Genomic DNA, 21,707 nt, shown 5'->3' with positions numbered 1-21,707 from the left:
CTTCGATCAACATCTAGCTTCTCGTCAGCGGGAGGCGAATTCTACAGCGTTTCAAACCGCTGTCAACCGCCTCTTTTACCGCCTTCGATCATCTCGACCGAACCCCTTCAGACTCAAACACTACCTCCTGAAGAGGAGGCGCATTCTACGCAGCTTTCGCTGCTTTGCAACCCTTTTTTTAAATCTAACTTCTTGTTTTATAAGAAGTTTAAGAAGCTGCTTACGCCTGAAGAGGTGCGCATTATAGGGACTGGCAAACGAAGGTCAATCGATTATTGCGCTTTTGTTTCAACACCCGCGAACTCACGGGCTTTAGCCACACAAACCACTAGCGCGCCGCCTGCAGAAACGACAACCCCCTTCTTTAAGCCCAGATAGGGATGCACGCATCCATATATAAAAGAAGCGACGTACCCCCCCCCCGAAGAAAGCGGCACCAGCCGATCAATAGCATTGCTGCATGCAAACAGCCTGACCAGATCATCAGCATCAGGACCAGAAGCCCCCAATCATCAAGCACACAGGTGCGATGCACAAAATTTCGCCATAGCACTCAAACAGCCTGAGATGCACGCCGACGAACACCCCTTGTCGAATCTAAAAATCACCAGATACTGTATATAAAACCAGTAAAGGCGATTCCCCCATGAGCAACGCTCAGATCCTTAGCGAACTACACACCAATTGCACTCACCTTCCATTTTTTGAGGCGCACATTCCCGCCGGCTTTCCCAGTCCTGCCCTGGATCACATGGAACACAAACTGTCTCTGGACGAGCTTCTCGACATCAATACACCACACACTTATGTCGCGCTGGTAAGCGGCGAAAGCATGAATGGCGCAGGAATCTTTGATGGCGATTACCTGATCGTCAGTCGCGCACTGGAAGCAAAGCCGGGCGACATCGTTGTGGCCTGTCTAAATGGTGATGTATTCGTCAAACGTTTGGGCCGGCACCATAAGTCGTATGTGCTGCAATCCGAGCACCCTGATTACGCACCTCGCTACGTACTTGACGATGACGAACTGATGATTTGGGGGGTTGTGAGTCACAGCCTGAGGAACCACCGCCACCATGCCTGAGCCAGTGTTCGCACTAATCGACTGCAACAGCTTCTACGCAAGCTGCGAGCGAGTGTTCCGGCCTGACCTACAGCACACACCTATCGTGGTACTAAGCAACAACGATGGCTGCGTAATTGCTCGCTCTGCAGACGCTAAACCTTTCGTAAAAATGGGGGCGCTATTCCATGAAATCCGTGGCGAACTCGACCGTCATGGCATTATGACTTTCAGCAGCAACTACGCACTCTATGGCGACATGAGCGAGCGAGTGATGAGCATCATAGAAGCGCGCCTGCCGGCCGTTGAGGTTTACAGCATTGATGAGGCCTTTACCGACCTTTCCGGGATCACGGAGTCCCTAGAGCATCTATCCAGAGCACTCCAAAACGAAATCAGACAGAAAACGGGCATCCCTGTCGGTATCGGTATCGCTGAAACCAAAACCCTGGCGAAACTGGCCAACCATGCTGCCAAACGCTGGCAAAAACAGACCGGCGGAGTCGTCGACTTACGAGATCCTATCCGTCGCGAAAAGCTACTCAATATCGTGCACGTAGGAGAAGTCTGGGGAATCGGCGCACACATGCAAACTCATCTAAACGCACTGGGCATCAAAACCGCCTGGGATTTGGCTAGACATGATGCTCGAGAACTGCGCAAGCGCTTCAATGTGGTGATCGAGAAAACCGCACGCGAACTGCGCGGTACTGCCTGTTTAGCGCTCGAAGAAACTGAGCCAGCCAAACAGGAAATCTGCTGCAGTCGCTCGTTCGGCAAACGCCTGAAAACCATCGAACCGATCCAGGAAGCCGTTACTGCATACGCCACCCGAGCGGCTGAAAAACTGCGTCAACAAGGCTCACTGTGTCGGCAGATTCGCATCAGCCTGCGTACCGGTATGTTCAACCCTGCAGAGGCTAAATATGCCAATGGTCTGATTTGCCAGCTACCCTACCCGACCGACGACACACGCCTGATCATTTCAGCAGCGCGTGAGGGAATATGCCGGCTTTATCGTAATGGGTTTAGCTATGCCAAAGCTCAGGTACTGCTGCTAGATCTGTGCCGACGTGACGAATACACAAAAGACCTATTTACACCCGAACAACCCCCGAGGACCGAACACCTGATGAAAACACTGGACGCCATCAACGGACGATGGGGACGCGGGACATTGAAGCCGGCACGAATCACCAAACACACAGAGTGGAGCATGCGCCGGGAGCTGCTATCACCGGCTTACACGACTCGGTGGCAAGACCTATTTAAGGTTAAAGCACAATAGATTTTTAACTCATTAGAGCCCACCACACGCCCCCCCACTCCATGGTCACCAGAAGCCATTATATCTCAGGCTTAAATAACTGCTATCACACCAGTGATTCAAACCAGACTCGCCTTTGAACATTCAACCTCGGGAACTTTGCTAGTCGCCAAAGACGCCTTATAAATAAGCCGCTATCGACCTCAACTCGCAGATGACGGACACCCTGTGGAGCAAGTCGCCACTGACTGATCGTTAAGCCGATGTATCACGCAGCCACCTCCATATAAAACGAATGTCAACCCGATAGCTATATCAGCGACAAGCAGTTCAGAAAGGGGATACGTGGGGCCTCACTTACGCATTGGAAAATAGTCGCCCACAAAAAAGCCTAATCAGCATCAGATGATTAGGCTTTTTTGTAAATATATGGTCGGGACGGAGTGATTCGAACACTCGACCCCTAGCACCCCATGCTAGTGCGCTACCGGACTGCGCTACGCCCCGACTAGGCGTGAATCAGTTTTCTTATACCAGAAAACGTCGGGCACTATACATTAAGCTCCTGAAATGTGGAAACTTTTTTGAATAGGGCGACTATTTTCTAAGCACCAACAACACGTCTTCAAGCTCGGTAATCATTTGCTTGATTAGCTGCTTATACTGGGTGCTGTCATCTTTAGCTTCATCACCCGAAAGACGCTGACGCGCTCCGCCGATGGTAAAACCTTGGTCGTACAAGAGCGCTCGAATCTGCCGAATCATCAACACATCTTGGCGCTGATAATAGCGTCGATTACCACGCCGCTTAACCGGGTTGAGTTGTGGAAACTCCTGCTCCCAGTAACGCAACACGTGCGGTTTTACAGCACAGAGTTCGCTAACTTCACCGATGGTGAAGTAGCGCTTGCCGGGTATGACGGGCAGTTCATCGTTATGACTTGGTTCCAGCATACGCCTCGACCCTGGCTTTAAGTTTTTGGCCTGGACGGAAGGTCACGACACGGCGAGCCGTAATCGGAATTTCCTCTCCTGTTTTTGGATTGCGACCGGGGCGCTGACGCTTATCGCGCAGATCAAAGTTACCGAACCCCGAGAGCTTGACCTGTTCGTTGAGCTCCAGCGCTTGGCGGATCTCCTCAAAGAACAGCTCCACCAACTCCTTGGCTTCCCGTTTATTCAGGCCCAGCTCTTCATACAGACGTTCCGCCATCTCAGCTTTCGTCAGAGCCCCCATACGCTACTTCCTTAACGTGGCGTTGAACCTTTGTTCCAGGGAGGTGAGAATATTTTGCATTGTGGTACTCACCTCATCGTCATTAAGAGTGCGCGATGGATGCTGCCAGGTCAAGCCAACGGCAAGGCTTTTTCTATGAGGATCAATACCTTTACCGTGATACACGTCAAATAGCTTGAGGTCAGTCATCCATTCGCCTGCAGCCTCACGAATTGCACCGAGCAAATCCTGTGCAGGCACGTCACGGTCAACCAGCACAGCCAAGTCACGCCGCACTTCGGGGAACTTAGACAACTCCTGAAACTTTGGCATAACGCCTTGAGTGATCTCAGCCAGCACCAACTCAAACATAAAGACGGTTTGATCTAGGCCGAGTGCTTTCGAAAGCTCGGGATGCATCGCACCCAGAAAACCGACTACTCGCCCTTCACGCTCGATACACGCTGTTTGCCCTGGGTGCAGCGCAGCATGTTCACCTGGCACGAAGGTGAAGCTATCGCCCGCTCCCGCACTGGCCAGCAAGGCTTCGACATCAGCTTTCACATCATAGAAGTCGACATCATCTCGACCATGCGCCCAACCCTCAGCCAGACGACCGCCACAAATTACGCCCGCTAGCATCGGCTCTTGCTTCAAACCTTCGAGCTGTCCAACAAAACGCAAGCCACTTTCGAACAGGCGCACACGCGACTGTTGACGATTCAAGTTGTGTTCAAGTGCCTTGATCAGACCAGGCCACAAGGAAGAGCGCATTGCCGCCATATCGGCAGAAATCGGGTTCGCCAACATCAGCGGCGCAACACTTGGATTGAACAGCTCGAACAACTTGGGATCAATGAAGCTGTAGGTAATGGCTTCCTGATAACCACGAGCAACCAACAAACGACGCAGCGCAGGCAGGTCGACAGCAGCCTCGGCTTTAGCTTGCGGAGCCAGACGCGCCTGCGGATAGCGAACCGGCAAACGGTTATATCCATACAAACGACCCAACTCTTCAATCAAATCGACTTCAAGACTGATGTCGAAGCGATGACTCGGCACATCGACTAGCCACTCACCAGCGCCTTGGGCGGTCACACCGAGCCCCAACGCTGTGAGCAGACGCTCAACTTCAGCGCCCTCCATGTCCATACCCAACATTTGGCTGATGCGTTCGGCTCGCAAGGTAATTGGCGCAATATTGGGCAAGTCGGTGGCACTCGCCACTTCAATGACAGGACCAGCTTCACCACCGACGATATCCAACAGCAGTGCGGTTGCACGCTCCATGGCATGGCGCGCCAGCTGCGAGTCAACACCGCGCTCGAACCGATGCGATGAATCAGTGTGCAGTCCATAGGAACGGGCTTTGCCAGCTACCGCAATGGTGTCGAAGAAAGCACTTTCCAAGAACAGATCACGCGTTTTAGCGCTTACACCGCTATGTTCACCGCCCATCACACCGGCAATAGCCAAAGCGCGATTATGGTCAGCAATCACCAGAGTGTCTGCTCGCAGGCTGACTTCTTGCCCATCCAGCAGAACTAGCTTTTCACCCTCTTCTGCCATACGCACGCGGATACCACCGTTGATCTCAGCAAGATCAAAAGCATGCATAGGCTGGCCGAGCTCAAGCATTACGTAGTTGGTGATGTCAACGGCAGCATCAATGCTACGGATGTCGGAGCGACGCAGACGCTCGACCATCCACAGCGGCGTAGGCTGGGACAAGTCGACGTTGCGCACAACCCGCCCCAAGTAGCGCGGGCATGCTTGAGGGACCAAGACATCAACCGAGCGTACTTCGTCATGGGAAGCCGCAACCGGAGCGACAGACACAGGTGCCACAGTCGCGCCGTAGATCGCGCCCACTTCACGAGCCAAGCCAGCCAGCGACAGACAATCACCACGATTTGGGGTCAACCCGATTTCGATGCTGGCATCGTCCAAGCCCAGATAAATGCGTATGTCCTGACCAACAGGTGCATCCGCCGCCAGCTCCATGAGCCCACTGTTGTCATCACTGACCTGCAACTCGGAAGCCGAACAGAGCATCCCCTGAGACTCCACGCCACGCAACTTGGCCTGTTTGATCTTGAAATCACCAGGCAACTCAGCACCGATCATGGCGAAGGGAATCTTGATACCGGCGCGAGCATTTGGCGCACCGCAAACGACTTGGAATGTTTCACGGCCGTTACTGACTTGGCAGACACGCAGCTTGTCAGCATCAGGGTGCTGTTCCGCGCTAAGAATCTCGCCCACCACAACGCCACTGAACTGACCTGCCACAGGCGTTACCGCATCGACTTCCAGACCGACCATCGACAGGCGGGCCACCAACTCATCGCGCGCAACATCCGGATTTACCCAGCTACGCAGCCATTGTTCACTGAATTTCATACTGTCTGTTCTCCTGAACCAATTCGATTACGGAATGCGAGGGCGCTAGCGAAATTGCGCCAGGAACCGCAGGTCGTTATCAAAGAACAGCCGTAGATCGTTAACGCCGTAACGCAGCATGGCCAGACGCTCAACCCCCATGCCGAAGGCGAAGCCGGAATATTTCTCTGGATCAATGCCAGACATGCGCAGCACATTCGGGTGCACCATGCCGCAGCCCATGACTTCCAGCCAACCGGTCTGCTTGCAAACGCGGCAGCCTTTACCGCTGCACATCACGCACTGCATATCGACTTCGGCCGATGGCTCGGTGAACGGGAAGAACGAGGGACGGAAACGTACACCCAGCGGCTTCTCGAAGAACACTCGAAGGAACTCTTCGATGGTGCCCTTGAGGTCAGCAAAGCTCACACCCTCATCGACCAGCAGGCCTTCTACCTGATGGAACATCGGCGAGTGGGTGATATCGGAATCGCAGCGATAAACACGGCCGGGGCAAACGATGCGGATCGGCGGCTGCTGCGATTCCATGGTGCGCACCTGGACCGGAGAGGTGTGGGTGCGCAACAACATATTCGCGTTGAAATAAAAGGTGTCATGCATCGCCCGAGCCGGGTGATGGCCTGGAATATTGAGCGCTTCAAAGTTGTGATAGTCGTTTTCCACTTCCGGGCCTTCGGCAATGCCGTAGCCAATACGGGTGAAAAACTGCTCAACGCGTTCCAGCGTCCGGGTGACTGGATGCAGACCACCAGAGGTCTGACCACGACCCGGAAGAGTCACGTCGATTTTTTCGGCGGCGAGCTTGGCGCTCAGCGCGGCCTGTTCCAGAGTTGCCTTACGGCTGTTCAGCGCATCCTGAACCTGATCCTTGGCGGCATTGATCAACGCACCAGCTTGTGGACGTTCTTCTGCCGACAGATTGCCCAGGGTCTTCATCACCTGAGTCAATTCGCCTTTCTTGCCCAGATAGTGAACCCGCAATTGCTCCAGGGCATTCACATCGTCGGTGTGGCTAACGGCCTCAAGCGCTTGCGAGACCAGCACATCCAGATTTTCCATTTACAGACTCCAGATACGAAATAGGGGAAGAGCTTAAAGGCTCTTCCCCTATTGGTGACGTTTAGCACCGGGCGAGCCCGGTGATTGTCGGGGACTTAAGCCAGTACGGCTTTCGCTTTCTCGACAATCGCAGCAAACGCCGCTTTTTCGTTCACTGCCAGATCAGCCAGAACCTTACGGTCGATCTCGATGGACGCTTTTTTCAGACCAGCAATGAAACGGCTGTAGGACAGGCCGTTAACACGAGCACCAGCGTTGATACGAGCGATCCACAGAGCGCGGAACTGACGTTTTTTCTGGCGACGGTCACGGTAGGCGTACTGGCCTGCCTTGATCACCGCTTGCTTGGCAACGCGGAATACGCGTGAGCGTGCGCCGTAGTAGCCTTTAGCGAGTTTCAGAATTTTTTTGTGACGCTTGCGAGCGATAACGCCGCGCTTAACACGAGCCATGAGTAATTTCCTCTATCTTGACCGATTAACGAACGCGCAGCATGCGCGCCACTTTTGCTACGTCAGACGGATGCACCATGGTGCTACCGCGCAGTTGACGCTTACGCTTAGTGGACATCTTGGTCAGGATGTGGCTCTTGAAAGCGTGCTTGTGCTTGAAGCCGTTAGCGGTTTTGAGAAAACGCTTGGCTGCACCACTCTTAGTTTTCATCTTTGGCATGTTCGGATACTCCGCATTCAGTTGATAAACATAACCGCAAGGCCTGCCGTGCCCTGGTGGTTATTTCTTCTTTTTGGGGGCGATGACCATTATCAGCTGGCGTCCTTCCATCTTTGGATGCTGTTCAACGGTGCCGTATTCAGCAAGGTCACCTTCAACCCGCTTCAACAACTCCATGCCCAGCTCCTGATGCGCCATCTCACGACCGCGGAATCGAAGCGATACCTTGGCCCTGTCCCCATCACTAAGGAAACGTACCAGGTTGCGTAGTTTTACCTGGTAATCCCCTTCCTCCGTCCCTGGACGAAACTTGATTTCTTTAACCTGAATCTGCTTCTGGTTTTTCTTTGCAGCAGCAATCTGCTTCTTCTTTTCGAAGATCGATTTGCCGTAGTCCATCAGCTTGCAAACAGGTGGCACTGCATCGGCAGAAATCTCTACCAGATCCAGCTTGGCCTCTTCGGCCTTAAGAAGCGCGTCTTCAATTGACACAATCCCAAGCTGCTCACCTTCAGCGCCAATTAACCGAACCTCGCGTGCCGAGATATTCTCGTTGATCGGGGCCTTCGGTGCAGCTCGTTTATCTTGTCTCATTTCACGCTTAATAATGATTACTCCAAATCTTGGCGACCACGCCGGGAAACCGCCTGCGCAAGAAATTCAGCGAATTGAGTGACGGGCATTGAGCCCAGATCAGCACCTTCACGGGTACGCACGGCGACAGTTTTCGTCTCAACCTCCCGATCTCCGATAACCAAGAGATAAGGAACCTTGAGCAAAGTATGCTCGCGGATTTTAAAGCCTATCTTCTCGTTCCTCAAGTCAGACTTGGCACGAAATCCGCTTTGATTGAGCGTTTTTTCTACTTCGAGGGCAAAATCGGCCTGTTTATCCGTGATATTCATCACCACGGCCTGAGTCGGCGCCAACCACGCCGGGAACGCCCCTTCGTAGTGCTCGATCAAAATCCCGATGAATCGCTCGAACGAACCGAGAATCGCCCGGTGCAACATAACCGGCACTTTACGGCTGTTGTCTTCGGAAACGTAGCTCGCTTCCAGGCGCTGCGGCATGTTCGGATCGTACTGCAGCGTACCGCACTGCCAGGCGCGACCCAGGCAATCAAGCAGTGTGAACTCGATCTTCGGACCGTAGAAGGCACCCTCGCCCGGCAGGTACTCCCAAGGCAGGCCGGCTTCATTCAGCGCATTGGCCAGCGCCTCTTCGGCGCGATCCCAGAACGCATCATCACCCACACGCTTGGCTGGGCGAGTGGAGAGCTTCATCTTGACGTCGCTGAAACCGAAGTCAGCGTAAACCTGCAAGGTCAGCTTGATGAAATCCGCCGCCTCTTTCTTGACCTGCTCTTCTGTACAGAAGATATGCGCGTCATCCTGCGTGAAGCCACGCACGCGCATGATGCCATGCAGGGCGCCAGAGGCTTCATTACGGTGACAGGAGCCAAACTCAGCCAGACGCAGCGGCAGCTCACGGTAGCTCTTGAGCCCCTGATTGAATATCTGTACGTGACACGGGCAGTTCATCGGCTTAATTGCGTAATCGCGACTTTCCGACTGAGTGGTGAACATGTTGTCAGCGTAATTGCCCCAGTGCCCGGATTTCTCCCACAGCACACGATCAACCACCTGCGGCGTACGCACTTCCTGGTAACCGTTGTCGCGCTGAACGCCACGCATGTACTGCTCAAGCACCTGATAGATGGTCCAGCCATTGGGGTGCCAGAACACCATACCCGGCGCTTCTTCCTGGGTATGGAACAGATCGAGGCGCTTACCGATCTTGCGATGGTCGCGCTTCTCGGCCTCTTCGATACGCTGGATATAAGCCGCCAACTGCTTCTTATCAGCCCAAGCAGTGCCATACACGCGCTGTAACTGCTCGTTCTTGGCATCGCCGCGCCAGTAGGCACCGGACAATTTGGTCAGCTTGAACGCTTTGAGGAAGCGCGTATTCGGCACGTGCGGACCGCGGCACATGTCGACGTATTCTTCGTGGTAGTACAGACCCATAGCCTGTTCATCCGGCATGTCTTCAACCAGACGCAGCTTGTACTCTTCACCACGAGCGGTGAAGACATCAATAACTTCAGCACGTGGCGTCACTTTCTTAATGACGTCGTAGTCCTTCTCGATCAGCTGCTGCATGCGCTGCTCGATTGCTGCCACATCATCTAGAGTAAAAGGACGCTCAGAGGCGATGTCGTAGTAGAAACCTTCGTCAATGACCGGACCGATCACCATCTTGGCAGCAGGAAACAGCTGCTTGACCGCATGACCAATCAAATGCGCACAGGAGTGGCGAATGATTTCCAGGCCTTCCTGATCTTTTGGCGTAATGATTTGCAGAGTTGCGTCGCTATCAATCAGATCACAGGCATCAACCAACTTGCCATTGACCTTGCCAGCTACCGTGGCCTTAGCCAGGCCAGCACCAATAGATTGCGCCACCTCGAGTACGGATACCGGGTGATCGAACGAACGCTGACTGCCGTCGGGAAGAGTAATGATGGGCATGGCGCCTCCTCTCCTAGTGGTGACCTCTACCAAAGGCCACATGGGTTGGGATGAGCCAGTAAGCGATGCGGCGGTAAACCTGCCTTACAATGGCAGGAGCTTTTCAGCCAACCAAAACCGAACCGGGGTCACTGGAGGTTTGAAACAACGATTAACCGCACGGATGCTTGCAGAAAGCCGGGCTTGCTGGCAAGAACCCAATAAAAAAGGGCCGCCTAAGCGACCCTTATTCTACCAAATTTGGTAGGCACGATTGGACTCGAACCAACGACCCCCACCATGTCAAGGTGGTGCTCTAACCAACTGAGCTACGTGCCTACGATGGGTGCGCATTCTACGGCCGCGCAAAAAACTGTCAACCTATTTTTTACGCTAACTGTCTGAATAACTGAATTTTTTACTGTTCTACAGCGCGTTTAATATTTCGCACAGGCCACTAGCCGGGCATTTTCAACTCAGGTAGCATCTGCCCATTCGTAAAAAATAAAGAACAGAGGTGGCAAAATGGCGCACACAGCTTATCCACAATCCTATTACGCGGCCTCCGCCAATCCGGTACCGGAGCGCCCAGAATTGAATGGTGAAGTCGAGACTGACGTGTGCATCGTCGGCGCGGGCTACACCGGTCTATCCACCGCCATCGCCCTGCTTGAGAGTGGCTTCAAGGTCAGCATCGTCGAGGCGGCCAAAGTTGGTTTTGGCGCATCGGGTCGTAATGGCGGACAGATCGTTAACAGCTACAGCCGCGATATCGACGTGATCGAACGCAGTGTCGGCCCCAAGCAGGCGAAACTGCTGGGCGATATGGCGTTCGAAGGCGGCCGCATCATTCGCGAACGCATCGCCAAGTACAACATCCAGTGCGACCTCAAGGACGGTGGCGTCTTCGCTGCTAACACCCCAAAGCACATGAAACACCTCGAATCGCAGAAAAAGCTTTGGGAACGCTACGGCCATACTCAGTTGGAACTGATGGACGCCAAGCGCATTCGTGAAGTGGTGGACAGCGACGCCTATGTCGGCGGCATGCTCGACATGAGTGGCGGCCACATACACCCGCTCAATCTGGCCCTGGGCGAAGCGGCTGCCGTTGAGTCGCTGGGCGGCGTGATCTATGAACAATCCCCCGCTATCCGCATTGACCGCGGAGCCAACCCTGTTGTGCACACGCCCAACGGCCGGATCAAAGCCAAATTCGTGGTCGTCGCCGGTAACGCCTATCTGGGCAACCTGATTCCGGAGCTGTCGGCCAAGTCGATGCCGTGCGGCACCCAGGTGATCACCACCGAACCCCTGTCCGCTGAGCTGGCGAAAAGCTTGCTACCGCAGGATTACTGCGTCGAAGATTGCAACTACCTGCTCGACTACTACCGCCTGACCAGCGACAAGCGCCTGATCTTCGGCGGCGGCGTGGTCTACGGCGCACGCGATCCGGCGAACATCGAGGCGATTATTCGCCCGAAAATGCTTAAAGCCTTCCCACAGCTGAAGGATGTGAAGATCGACTACGCCTGGACCGGCAACTTCCTGCTGACCTTGTCGCGCCTGCCGCAGGTCGGCCGCCTGGGCGACAACATCTACTACTCGCAGGGCTGCAGCGGCCACGGCGTGACCTACACCCACTTAGCCGGCAAAGTGCTGGCTGAAGCCATGCGCGGCCAAGCAGAACGCTTCGACGCCTTCGCCGATCTGCCGCATTACCCCTTCCCCGGCGGCCGCCTGTTCCAAGTGCCATTCAGCGCTCTGGGTGCCTGGTACTACACCCTGCGTGACAAGCTGGGCGTCTAAAGCACGACCCGCAAACAGAAACGGCACCTTAAGAGGTGCCGTTTTGCATTCTATTTTTCGACGATTTTACAGCTGCGCATCCGGCCAAACCTGACGCGCCGTGCGCAACGCCCGCTGCGCTGCAGTCGCACGACCTTGCTTTTGCAATTCCTGCGCAGCCGCCACCCACGTCTGTTTGTGTGGTTGCGCAGGCAACTGATCGGTAGGCATGACCAATACAGCCCAGCGCCCCGCCTCACCCCACGCATCGTCGAAGCTGGCAAAGCTGGTGTACCAACGCCGGGTGTTGCCAGAGCGCAGCACCAGTGTGCGCTCACGCTGGTCATAGCCAACCAGCAGCGCAAACTGCGCGCCCGGCCCGCCAAATAAACGATCCTGCATCACCAGCACTGGATGCCCTGACGACACTTGCTGCATCAGCGCATCCAGGTTACCCGGCAAGGGGTAGACCAGCAGATCATAAGAGCGAGCCGCCGCTTCAAGGCCGACTTGCGCGCTTTGTCCCTTGGCCAATTGCTGAATGCGCTCATCTACCAGGCCGGGGCTACTGATCACACCATGATGATTGAGTAACGCCGCCAACGCCGAAGGCCCGCCCTGCGCATCACTGAGTTGAAAAAACGGCACATCGGCCAACTCGACCCGCTCGGGCAAGCGCTTGGTCTCAGGCTGCAGCTGCGGCCCGCCAGCGCAGGCAGCGAGCAGAAATAACAGGGCTACTGGCAGAAGCTTTACTACGCGCACAGACTGAAACATCACTCACCCACTGGCTTGTTTGTGGCGCAGAGCATAACGATGAAGTGCCGATGCCCCAAACTATCCACACAAAATGCCGAGTTTCCGGCAGACATTGCCCACGTCATACGCACAAACGAAAACCATCTCCAGGCCGATAAACAGCCCGGCATTGCACCCAACGCTGCCTTTACCCGGCACACCACCGAATTACGACCGCCGCCCTTGCGCTCGCCGTCAAACAAACAGCCCCCAATGCCCAATAACTTTGCACCTGTCAGCACGGCTCTAACCGCGCTTTCTCGGCGCTTCTCCGTTATTGAGGTTCAAAGGCGTCCTCGAAACCAGGAACGACTCACATTGATTTATCGCAGGAGGAAAAACCTGCAGGCAGTTCAACTGCTTGGCCATACGAAGCTGGAAAACACCGTTCATTACCTGGGATCGAGGTCGATGATGCCCTGGAGCGGCGGAGCAGACAGAAATTTGAACATGCACAGCAACAGTCGATGCCAGGCCGTCGCAATGCGGCCAGATGCGGTTATCAACTTTTTAAAAGTTAGGTGGAACGCCAATTTATAGGATTACTGCACTCCGTTTGCTGGCGCACAGACGCCACCGCGCATTGAGTCCAGCTTAGGGGTTCACAGCGTCAGTCGGACTCGCCTGCGAGCCACTGCGCACTCGTCGCCTTGCGACAGCTGGATCGGTAACAGGAGTCACCATGGACAATCCAACTCATAAAGGAAATTCCGGGGTTAACAGCCTCGGCGGCGGCGTTGGTCCTGTCGTCGCGGGGCCCGCTGCACGCGGCGAGACAAGCCCGCCAGAAGCAGATATTGCGCAGCAGTTCCATATGTTTATCGCCGACATCGAGAACCTGGTCAAAGATGCCACTTCGCTGACGGGTGACGAGTTGGCCCAGGCCAAGTTCAAGCTGAGTGCGCGCATCGCCACGGCCAAAGCCGCCACGGAGACTGGCGCGAGCAACATCATGCAGCGTGCCCGGAATACTGCCGCGGCGACCAACAGTTATGTCCACAAGCAGCCCTGGAAAGCCGTAGGCGCCGGTGCGGCGCTGGCTTTCCTGCTGGCTCGTGCACTGAACAAACGCGGCTGAAACCTCATCAACCGGTCGCAATGCGCGACCGGTTGATCCCGCCACAGGACTGATCAGGCCACGATTACCGCCATATCCGGACGCTCTGTCACTCGATGCTTGGCAATAGCCGCGAGAAAGCTTTCGACAAAATCGCCATTGACCATCTTCCCAGATGCCGTAATCACCCCAGGCCCTTGGAAGGCGGCTCCCTGATTACCGTTGGAGCATGCGGCCTTGTCGATCAACATGGCGCCGTCGTCGGTGGCGGCAATGGGTTTGCCGTGTTTATAGGCCTCTTTGACGAACAGCAGGGCGTGGGCATTGTTGCATAGCGCATCAACACTCTTGGCGCCCCCCCGGCACATAGACGGCATCGAACTGCACGGAGCCAACGGTTGGCAGGCTGTGATCCACCTTCAGGGGTTTCCCCGTGCTGCTGCGGATCTCGCCCAGCTGCGGCGCAATCACTTTCAGCGTGGCGCCAGCTGCTGTAAGAGCGACGCGCAGACTTTCGAGGGGCGTGCCATCAACATCGTTGGCCACCAGTACCGCTACCTTACGCCCGATGAGGGAGCCTTTGCGGGTCGTGACCATGCTTAGCGCGGCGTCCATAGCGGGTTTATCAGTGTGCGGCAGATTTTCTGCGCCAGCCGGCGGCGGTGGTACGGGCATGCCCAGGCCATCGGCGACCCGCTGAGCAAGCGCAGCGTCGACCTGAGTCAGGTTGGCCAGCATGCGTTCACGAATGGCAGGCACCGTGACCTTACCCAATTCGAAACAGAAGGCATCGACGATATGCGCCTGCTCCCAGCCTGCCTGGCTGCGCCAGAACAACCCGGGCTGGGAGAAGTGATCGGCAAAGCTGGGGCTGCGCGCACGGACTTTTTCACCTTGCATGGGCTCGGCATGGCTGACGAAACCGCCCTGCTCCCACGGCCGCTGCATCGGGCAACCGCCGCCCAGCGTATTGGGCTCGTAACTGACGCGCCCGCGTACGATCGCCTGACGCATATGGCCGTCGCGCTGGTTGTTGGCCACTGCCGCGATGGGCCGATTGATCGGCAGCTCATGAAAGTTCGGGCTACCAAGGCGCGACAACTGGGTATCCGAATAGGAAAACAGCCGACCCTGCAGCAGCGGATCGTTGCTGAAGTCGATACCGGGCACCAGATGGCCTGGGTGAAAGGCCACCTGCTCGGTTTCCGCGAAGTAGTTGTCGGGGTTGCGATTGAGGATCAGCTTTCCGATCAGCTGCACCGGCACCAGGGATTCGGGGATCAGCTTGGTGGCATCGAGCAGGTCGAAATCGAACATATGCTCGTCCTCTTCGGCGACGATCTGCACGCCCAGCAGCCACTCGGGATAACGCCCCTCGTCAATGGATTCCCACAGGTCGCGGCGGTGAAAGTCGGCGTCTTTACCCGCCAGTTTGACCGCCTCATCCCACACCAGCGAGTGCACGCCGAGCACAGGCTTCCAGTGGAATTTGACGAAACTGGCGCTGCCGGCGGCGTCGATAAACCGGAAAGTGTGTACGCCGAAGCCTTCCATCATCGCGAAGCTGCGCGGAATGGCGCGGTCCGACATCAGCCACATCACCGTGTGGCTGGATTCCGGCACCATGGAGATAAAGTCCCAAAAGGTATCGTGGGCAGATGAGGCCTGGGGTATCTCGTTGTGCGGCTCAGGTTTGACGGCATGAATGAGGTCGGGAAACTTGATCGCATCCTGAATAAAGAACACCGGCATGTTGTTGCCGACCAGGTCGAAATTACCCTCCTCGGTGTAGAACCTCACCGAGAAGCCGCGCACGTCACGCGCCGTATCCATAGAGCCCCGCGAGCCCGCGACAGTGGAGAAGCGCACAAACACCGGGGTTTTCAGGCTGGGGTCCTGCAGAAACCCGGCTTTGGTCAGACCGCTCATCGACTCATACACCTCAAACACGCCATGGGCGCCGGCACCGCGCGCATGCACCACGCGCTCGGGGATACGTTCATGGTCAAAGTGCATGATCTTTTCGCGCAGAATGTGATCTTCCAGCAGCGTCGGGCCGCGCACACCGGCGCGTAGCGAGTTCTGGTTGTCACTGATCAGCAACCCTTGGTTGGTGGTCAGCGATTCACCCGGCAACTCGGCAATTACGGCGGCCGCCTGCTCGGAGCGATTGGCATCGGCTGGGGATGGTGCGAGGCCGGTCAGGCTCTCGGTAGCGGGGTCGTCGTTAGTGCGCTTGCTCATGGGAACGCTCCTGAAGAATTGAGCGTGGCGAACGCTCGCCTCAAACAGCAGGGTCACGGGCTCCACGCGGTATGTGCGGTGGTCTGGGGGAGCAGGCTTAGGGCAATCGGCGACAAGGCTGATCGCGCACATCAAGCGACTACAGAAAAGCCAGGGGCATGCGGCGGCGGGTCAATTGCTGACGCCTTTCACCACGCGCTCTTTGATGCTCAGGCGAAAGCGGGTTTCTTGCGGTTGCAATACATGGGTACGCAAATGCCGGTTGCAGATAAACCAGATTTCGTTGCGGTCATTGGAAAGCACAAAATACGCATCGCTGGTTTCCGAGGGGTTGTAGAGCCCCATCGCCCGGTAGGCATTGTCTGTTGAGAAACCACTGTCCAACGGCAAGGGCTTGGGGCCGTCGGGTAGTTCCTCGATACGCAGATAAAGGCCCTGCTCAAAGAACATCATGCCGCTGACTCCGGGGCATCAAGCTTCCAGGCAGGAGGTAGCTCGACGCAGAGCATTCGTGGTTTACCGAAGGCACTTTTGCGCCAAATACCGATGTCAGCATCGCCAACAAGCGGGCCATCAGGCTCTGCGGAGCCTGCCAGTAAACTGCCGATTGCGGGGTGAACTTGAGCAGTGCCGGGTTATCCAGGGCTGTTGGCACATTGAAACGTGGCGAATTGAGCTGCCCCAGCCAGATCGAGCCCAGTAGGTATTCGGAACATAAATCTTCCGCGTACAGCTCCCCTCGGCCGGACAAAGACACGCGCTGGCTGCCCGCTGCATCGGCAAATGTCAGATTGAGGCTCAGCATATGCGCTGCAGGAAGGCTGAGTGGATCAGTGGAAAACCACAAGGCGCCGCAGTCGTCCATTTCCCAGCGCGACATGCGGCTGCTGAGCAAAACGCCCTGCTCGTCCACAGTGCTGAGCGTGGCAACCGACATACGTTCCATCATGCTGCGCAGCTGCGCGCCGGGTTGGCTCTGAGTATTCACGGACGACTCCTGTATTGGGATAGGCGCGAACCTGGACGTTGAGCAACTAGGTGGAGTGCTCGCTGCACGATGTAGCTGGCAAATACTGAGCAGACTGCCTCACGAGAAGCGGTCAGGCCGCAGGTGTCCTAGAACACAAAGATGGCCAACAGGATGATGATGAGGATCGGAATCCCGAGAAATAACAGCAGTAGTGAGCGCATGGCAGTCTCCGGTCATTGAGTAAAAGGGCTGATCAAGCGTCGCGCTGACGGCCGCCATAAGGCGCGGCGAAGCTGGCAACGAAGGCACCGATCAGCAGCGAGATAAACAACCAGATCGCGGCATAAGCCGATGCTTTGCGGGCGCTATCGGCGGCCTCGCGGGCGCGGGCTTCTGCTTCGTTGAGGGCTGTTTGCAAGCGGGTAAAGGTATCGCTGACCCGCTGCTCGGCTTCGGGCTGAGTCAGGCCGGTGCGCTGGGCGACAACCTGGCCGACATAGCTGACATCCTCTGCCGGCATCGCGCCGGTGCGCAGCGAATTCATAAAGATGCGCGTGACTTCGCCCATGGCGACCGCCGTTTCTTGCTGCGAGGTCAATGCGCCTTGCTCACTGCCCATTGGACCGGACATAGCGTTAACTTCGCGACGAAACAGGGTGTCGAGGAAGTAGCCCACCGAGCCACTGTTAGTCTCGTCAGTGGCCATTTGCGAGCCTGCCGATACACTGCCGGCAGTCGCCACGATGGCGGTCGTGGCAACACCACCGGCCACCGAGGCACCGGCTTGCACGCCACCGTTGACGATGGCGCCAATCACCGAGGTGAGCAAGGTAGCGGTTGCCAGCGAGGCTATAGCCCAGGCCAGGAAGCCATGGGCGGTATCGCGAAAGAACACCTCGTCGGTGTGCAGCTCAATCCATTTGGTGCGCAGACGACCCGCCAGGTAGCCCCCCATGCCGGCGGCCAGCAGTTGGGTCAGGGTAATCCAGATAATCGTGGTCATACCGAACGTCGTGGCACTGACCCCGTCATGAGCCCATGGCGATATCGAAGACAGGCCCAAGCCGGTACCCAGAATCAGCAGGATCAGCGACAACGCAGCTGCAGCCGCTGCACCAGCAAATATCGCGCCCCATGAAACAGCACTGGCTGAAAGCTGCTGCGTGTCGACAGCCGTTCTCAAAGTGCCGTATGTCGCGTTCTGTTCGCTTGCTGTGTTCATGGCGATCTCGATTGAACCCAACGTCGCGCGAGATTGCAGCGAGCTGGAGACGAGACAATTGCATCGGATAGACGCCACGTCGGTGCGCTATCGCGCAAAGGCAAATTGATATTAACGAGGGCTTTTTCAATATCAGGGGGATATCAATACAGCCCTAAGTCACTTTTCTTCAGCGAAAGATCGAACTGCAAACCGCTCGATGCCGTTGAATGGTGCAACGTACGCGCTTGGGGTGGAGCAAGGAAAATCCACAGGTGATGGTTCCCCTAGGCGGACTGAATGGCCACAAATTGTGTAGACACCAGATGAGCGCTTTTGGCCGACAGCTGCCTATCGTGCAGTTAGCTAGCAACCCGCCCAGCAACTGTCGCGGTCCTGCGGAAAACCCAGACAAAGGGGGTTGTCACGCGCAACTACACAGGCTTGAAAATGGCACCACTGTTCGACCGTTCCCCACAACTCTGCCGCAACACAACGATAAGAAGTTGGCGTGCGAAGCGAAGCGTGTAGAATCCCGCGCCCCAAAAATGCAGGAGACAACACGTTGGCTATTCACTACACCGCGTCCGCGGAAAATGTCGCATGTGGACGCACCGGCTCGAACCTGAGCAGCACCCAGGATGTCACTCAGGTTTCATGCAAGCTGTGCCTGCGCAGCGTTGAAAAAGGCACTGCCGAACCTGTCCGTAAAACCCCAAGTCTTGCTGAACTCAGAGCCGCCGCAAAAGCGGCGAAGGCTGCTGCCGCAGCGGCTGAAATGGTAAAGCCAACCGCTACCCTGAAACCCCGAGCCGAGTGGCAGCAACGCCTGGAGCAACTGCCGGGTAGAAACCGCATCCCGCGCGGGATGGCTCGGCAGGTATTTGTTTAAGCGCGGCGGGCTAATTTCTATCTGTCGCCAACTACTCGCAAACCCCGTGGTGGCGTAAGCACTCGCTGCGCCACCCTCAAGACATCTGTGCCAGCGTCTTGCGAAAGCGCAGCAGCGTGCCGGTAAAAAACAGCGCGCCGATGCCAATGATCCCCAGGAAATGCGGCCTTACGGTCGCAAACCCAGCGCCGCGATAGAGAATCGCCTGGGCCAGATCGACGAAGTGAGGGGTCGGCGCAACCAACATGATTTGCTGCACCAGCTCGGGCATGCTCTCGCGGTGTGGTGCCGAAGAAAAAACCCATTGAAAAGAATGTGATCGCATTAATGGCGGAACAGGCCGAGGGTTAACCATGCAATTCATAGCGACGGTCGAAGCATGGCCGTCGCTCAGGGCCAGAAGCGGGAGCGGAGGTAACCAATTTCCGGGGCGATCCGGCGCTGTTGCTCTACTTCGTCACTCGCAATGCTTCGAGCACCAGAGCGAAGGCCAGTGAGGGTTGTCTACGACTGGGATAGTAGAGGTGATAGCCGGAAAATGGCTCGCACCAGTCCTCCAGCACACGAATCAGCCGGCCCTCTTCAAGGTGCGGAGCGAACTCATCTTCGGGTAGATAGGCAATTCCCAAACCACCGACCGCGGCGTCCGCGATATGGGTCGTCGTGTTGAATACCAACTGCCCTTCGACCCTGACCTTCAGTTTTTTGCCTTTGCGCTCAAACTCCCAGGCATCCACCCCGCCGTAGGTAGGAAAGCGGATATCGATGCACCGATGCGCCGCTAGATCGTGCGGATGCCTGGGCATGGGGTGCTCGGCAAAGTAGCTGGGTGCAGCCACTGCTGCCATGCGCAGGTCGCCGCCGATAGGCAGCGCAATCATGTCCTGCGCCACCGTGGCGCCGAAGCGCACGCCAGCATCGAAACGCTCAGCCACGATGTCACAGAAGCCATAGTTGATATTGAATTCGAGCTTGATATCCGGATAGGCCGCCAGGACGGGGATCAGCTTGGGCAGCAAGGTCGTCTTGATGATGTTGTCGCCACAGGTGATACGCACCGTGCCTGCCGGCTTGTCGCGCAGCTCGGTCAGGGCATCCAGCTCGGCTTCGATCTCGTCGAAACGATGGCCGATGGCCTCCATCAGCCTTTCACCAGCCACCGTCAGTGAAACGCTGCGGGTGGTACGTGTGAGCAGGCGGATCTGCAGCCTTGCCTCCAGTCCGGACACCACCTGACTGACTGCCGACTGGGTAACCCCTAAGTGAGCTGCTGCGCGCGTAAAGCTGCCTTCGCGAGCCACTGTCACAAAGGCCTGTAGATCGTTGAAGTTATGTCGAGGCATGCGCCCATCCTCTTATTGAGTAGCAGAGGTTATAGCGGCTTTAAGCATTCATTAGCTAATCAGAGCCTAATTTTTTCACGACAATGCCTTCCACCCATTTGCGTCTCTCCCGCGAGTGGGGCCAAACAAGCGCCAGAGCCAACTCCGCGATTGATCTTCAACCCATGAAGAGGACCATCCCCATGAACAGACTTTTTGTAGCGCTAGGCCTTCTACTCAGCTCGATCACAGCTCTAGGAGCCGATATGTCCAACGGTGCTGACAATTTCTTCAAGAGCGACAAGGTGACCATGGAAAAGGTCAGCTTCAACAACCAGTACCAGATGAAGGTGGTGGGTAATCTGTTCATCCCCAAGCGTGCAGATAAATCTGCACGCAGCCCGGCAATCATCGTTGGCCATCCCATGGGCGCGGTTAAGGAGCAGAGTTCCAACCTGTATGCCCAGAAACTGGCGGAGCAAGGCTTCGTGACCCTGGCATTGGACTTGACGTTCTGGGGTGAGAGCGAGGGCTCCCCGCGCAACGCCGTTCTCCCCGATATGTACGCGGAAGATTTCAGTGCGGCTGTCGACTATTTAGGCACCCAGGCGTTTGTGGATCGCCAGCGCATCGGTGTGCTGGGTATCTGTGGCAGCGGCAGCTTCGTAATCAGTGCAGCCAAGATCGACCCGCGTATGAAGGCGATTGCAACGGTCAGCATGTATGACATGGGGGCCGCCAACCGCAACGGTCTCAAACATTCGCAAACCCTGGAGCAGCGCAAGCAGGCAATTGCCGCCGCAGCCGAGCAGCGCTACGTGGAGTTCACGGGCGGAAAGACGCAATACACCAGCGGCACGGTGCATGAGCTGACAGATGACACCCACCCGATTCAGCGTGAGTTCTTCGATTTCTATCGCACCGCGCGAGGCGAGTTCACTCCGGCGGGCTCTAGCCCGGAGCTGACCACCCACCCGACGCTGACCAGCAATATCAAGTTCATGAACTTCTATCCATTTTCGGACATCGAGACCATCTCCCCACGCCCGATGCTCTTTATCGCTGGCGAGAACGCACACTCGCGTGAGTTCAGTGAAGAGGCGTTCCGCTTGGCGGGTGAACCCAAGGAGCTATTCATCGTCCCTAACGCCGGGCACGTCGACCTGTATGACCGGGTGAATCTGATTCCTTTCGACAAACTTACCCAGTTCTTCAAGAACAGCCTGAAGTGATCCGCAG

The 21,707-nt window shown here is 56.2% G+C and carries 19 protein-coding genes, 2 tRNA genes and 2 pseudogenes; 6 read left to right on the top strand and 17 right to left on the bottom strand.

The annotated features are described in order from the left end of the window. The first annotated feature begins 646 nt into the window (after positions 1 to 646). Together CUR33_RS17645 and umuC are read left to right on the top strand one after the other, a co-directional pair. Complete coding sequence (locus CUR33_RS17645; RefSeq protein WP_160084739.1) at positions 647 to 1,084, top strand: LexA family protein; 438 nt, start codon at positions 647 to 649, stop codon at positions 1,082 to 1,084. After that, a complete protein-coding gene (gene umuC, locus CUR33_RS17640) occupies positions 1,077 to 2,351 on the top strand; it encodes a translesion error-prone DNA polymerase V subunit UmuC (RefSeq protein WP_289240448.1) in 1,275 nt (424 codons plus the stop codon). The genes CUR33_RS17645 and umuC overlap by 8 nt, the downstream gene beginning before the upstream one ends. Before the next feature lie 409 nt (positions 2,352 to 2,760). On the opposite strand, the gene CUR33_RS17635 is transcribed toward umuC, so the two are convergent. The 10 genes from CUR33_RS17635 to CUR33_RS17590 form a co-directional block, all read right to left on the bottom strand. Beyond that, positions 2,761 to 2,837, bottom strand: a tRNA-Pro gene (locus CUR33_RS17635). 90 nt (positions 2,838 to 2,927) lie between these two features. Then, positions 2,928 to 3,284 carry a MerR family transcriptional regulator gene (locus tag CUR33_RS17630; protein WP_090256190.1) on the bottom strand — a complete coding sequence of 119 codons (357 nt, stop codon included), beginning with the start codon at positions 3,282 to 3,284 and terminating at the stop codon, positions 2,928 to 2,930. After that, the gene (ihfA, locus tag CUR33_RS17625) at positions 3,265 to 3,567 is read right to left on the bottom strand and encodes an integration host factor subunit alpha (protein WP_003243414.1); all 303 of its coding nucleotides are present in this window, start codon (positions 3,565 to 3,567) and stop codon (positions 3,265 to 3,267) included. The genes CUR33_RS17630 and ihfA overlap by 20 nt, the downstream gene beginning before the upstream one ends. A 3-nt stretch (positions 3,568 to 3,570) precedes the next feature. Further along, positions 3,571 to 5,949 carry a phenylalanine--tRNA ligase subunit beta gene (pheT, locus tag CUR33_RS17620; RefSeq protein WP_289240447.1) on the bottom strand — a complete coding sequence of 793 codons (2,379 nt, stop codon included), beginning with the start codon at positions 5,947 to 5,949 and terminating at the stop codon, positions 3,571 to 3,573. 45 nt (positions 5,950 to 5,994) lie between these two features. Next, a complete protein-coding gene (pheS, locus tag CUR33_RS17615) occupies positions 5,995 to 7,011 on the bottom strand; it encodes a phenylalanine--tRNA ligase subunit alpha (protein WP_090256188.1) in 1,017 nt (338 codons plus the stop codon). A gap of 95 nt (positions 7,012 to 7,106) precedes the next feature. Further along, positions 7,107 to 7,463: a 50S ribosomal protein L20 gene (gene rplT / locus CUR33_RS17610; protein WP_040069108.1), complete on the bottom strand. Its 357-nt coding sequence runs from the start codon at positions 7,461 to 7,463 to the stop codon at positions 7,107 to 7,109. Between the two features lie 25 nt (positions 7,464 to 7,488). Then, positions 7,489 to 7,683 carry a 50S ribosomal protein L35 gene (rpmI, locus tag CUR33_RS17605; protein ID WP_079202156.1) on the bottom strand — a complete coding sequence of 65 codons (195 nt, stop codon included), beginning with the start codon at positions 7,681 to 7,683 and terminating at the stop codon, positions 7,489 to 7,491. Between the two features lie 60 nt (positions 7,684 to 7,743). After that, a complete protein-coding gene (infC, locus tag CUR33_RS17600) occupies positions 7,744 to 8,295 on the bottom strand; it encodes a translation initiation factor IF-3 (RefSeq protein ID WP_169852835.1) in 552 nt (183 codons plus the stop codon). Beyond that, a complete protein-coding gene (gene thrS / locus CUR33_RS17595; protein ID WP_282875637.1) occupies positions 8,295 to 10,217 on the bottom strand; it encodes a threonine--tRNA ligase in 1,923 nt (640 codons plus the stop codon). Before thrS ends, infC begins: the two co-directional genes overlap by 1 nt. Before the next feature lie 241 nt (positions 10,218 to 10,458). Further along, a tRNA-Val gene (locus CUR33_RS17590) sits at positions 10,459 to 10,535 on the bottom strand. Positions 10,536 to 10,721: 186 nt separating this feature from the next. Between CUR33_RS17590 and CUR33_RS17585 the strand changes: the two genes are divergently transcribed. Continuing rightward, entirely contained in the window at positions 10,722 to 12,005 is a 1,284-nt protein-coding gene (locus CUR33_RS17585; RefSeq protein ID WP_289240446.1) for an NAD(P)/FAD-dependent oxidoreductase, read from the top strand. A 66-nt stretch (positions 12,006 to 12,071) separates the two neighbouring features. Here CUR33_RS17585 and CUR33_RS17580 read toward each other — a convergent pair whose 3' ends face one another. After that, the gene (locus CUR33_RS17580; RefSeq protein ID WP_289240445.1) at positions 12,072 to 12,761 is read right to left on the bottom strand and encodes a PA2778 family cysteine peptidase; all 690 of its coding nucleotides are present in this window, start codon (positions 12,759 to 12,761) and stop codon (positions 12,072 to 12,074) included. Positions 12,762 to 13,464: 703 nt separating this feature from the next. Here CUR33_RS17580 and CUR33_RS17570 point away from each other — a divergent pair. Continuing rightward, entirely contained in the window at positions 13,465 to 13,860 is a 396-nt protein-coding gene (locus tag CUR33_RS17570; RefSeq protein WP_289240444.1) for a DUF883 family protein, read from the top strand. Positions 13,861 to 13,913: 53 nt separating this feature from the next. Here the strand turns inward: CUR33_RS17570 and CUR33_RS17565 are convergent. From CUR33_RS17565 to CUR33_RS17550, 4 genes and pseudogenes are all read right to left on the bottom strand, one after another. Beyond that, positions 13,914 to 16,083: pseudogene (locus CUR33_RS17565) on the bottom strand (catalase). Positions 16,084 to 16,254: 171 nt separating this feature from the next. Beyond that, complete coding sequence (locus tag CUR33_RS17560; protein ID WP_289240443.1) at positions 16,255 to 16,536, bottom strand: hypothetical protein; 282 nt, start codon at positions 16,534 to 16,536, stop codon at positions 16,255 to 16,257. Continuing rightward, positions 16,523 to 17,071: a pyridoxamine 5'-phosphate oxidase family protein gene (locus CUR33_RS17555; RefSeq protein ID WP_289240442.1), complete on the bottom strand. Its 549-nt coding sequence runs from the start codon at positions 17,069 to 17,071 to the stop codon at positions 16,523 to 16,525. Before CUR33_RS17555 ends, CUR33_RS17560 begins: the two co-directional genes overlap by 14 nt. A gap of 235 nt (positions 17,072 to 17,306) precedes the next feature. Beyond that, complete coding sequence (locus tag CUR33_RS17550) at positions 17,307 to 18,275, bottom strand: hypothetical protein (protein WP_289240441.1); 969 nt, start codon at positions 18,273 to 18,275, stop codon at positions 17,307 to 17,309. A gap of 544 nt (positions 18,276 to 18,819) precedes the next feature. Here CUR33_RS17550 and CUR33_RS17545 point away from each other — a divergent pair. After that, the gene (locus tag CUR33_RS17545) at positions 18,820 to 19,146 is read left to right on the top strand and encodes a hypothetical protein (protein ID WP_090256179.1); all 327 of its coding nucleotides are present in this window, start codon (positions 18,820 to 18,822) and stop codon (positions 19,144 to 19,146) included. A gap of 76 nt (positions 19,147 to 19,222) precedes the next feature. Here the strand turns inward: CUR33_RS17545 and CUR33_RS17540 are convergent. Together CUR33_RS17540 and CUR33_RS17535 are read right to left on the bottom strand one after the other, a co-directional pair. Beyond that, positions 19,223 to 19,426, bottom strand: a pseudogene (locus CUR33_RS17540) (hypothetical protein); the annotation flags it as partial. A gap of 169 nt (positions 19,427 to 19,595) precedes the next feature. After that, the gene (locus tag CUR33_RS17535) at positions 19,596 to 20,489 is read right to left on the bottom strand and encodes a LysR family transcriptional regulator (RefSeq protein WP_289240440.1); all 894 of its coding nucleotides are present in this window, start codon (positions 20,487 to 20,489) and stop codon (positions 19,596 to 19,598) included. 182 nt (positions 20,490 to 20,671) lie between these two features. On the opposite strand from CUR33_RS17535, the gene CUR33_RS17530 reads away from it, so the two are divergent. Then, positions 20,672 to 21,700, top strand: coding sequence for an alpha/beta hydrolase (locus tag CUR33_RS17530; RefSeq protein WP_289240439.1), 1,029 nt, complete (start codon positions 20,672 to 20,674; stop codon positions 21,698 to 21,700). Positions 21,701 to 21,707 lie beyond the last annotated feature (7 nt).

The organism is Pseudomonas sp. FEMGT703P, from assembly GCF_002786345.1.
Taxonomy (GTDB): Bacteria; Pseudomonadota; Gammaproteobacteria; order Pseudomonadales; family Pseudomonadaceae; genus Aquipseudomonas; species Aquipseudomonas peli.
The sequence above is the reverse complement of the archived record's forward strand: the minus strand, read 5'-3'. Positions and strand labels throughout refer to the sequence as shown.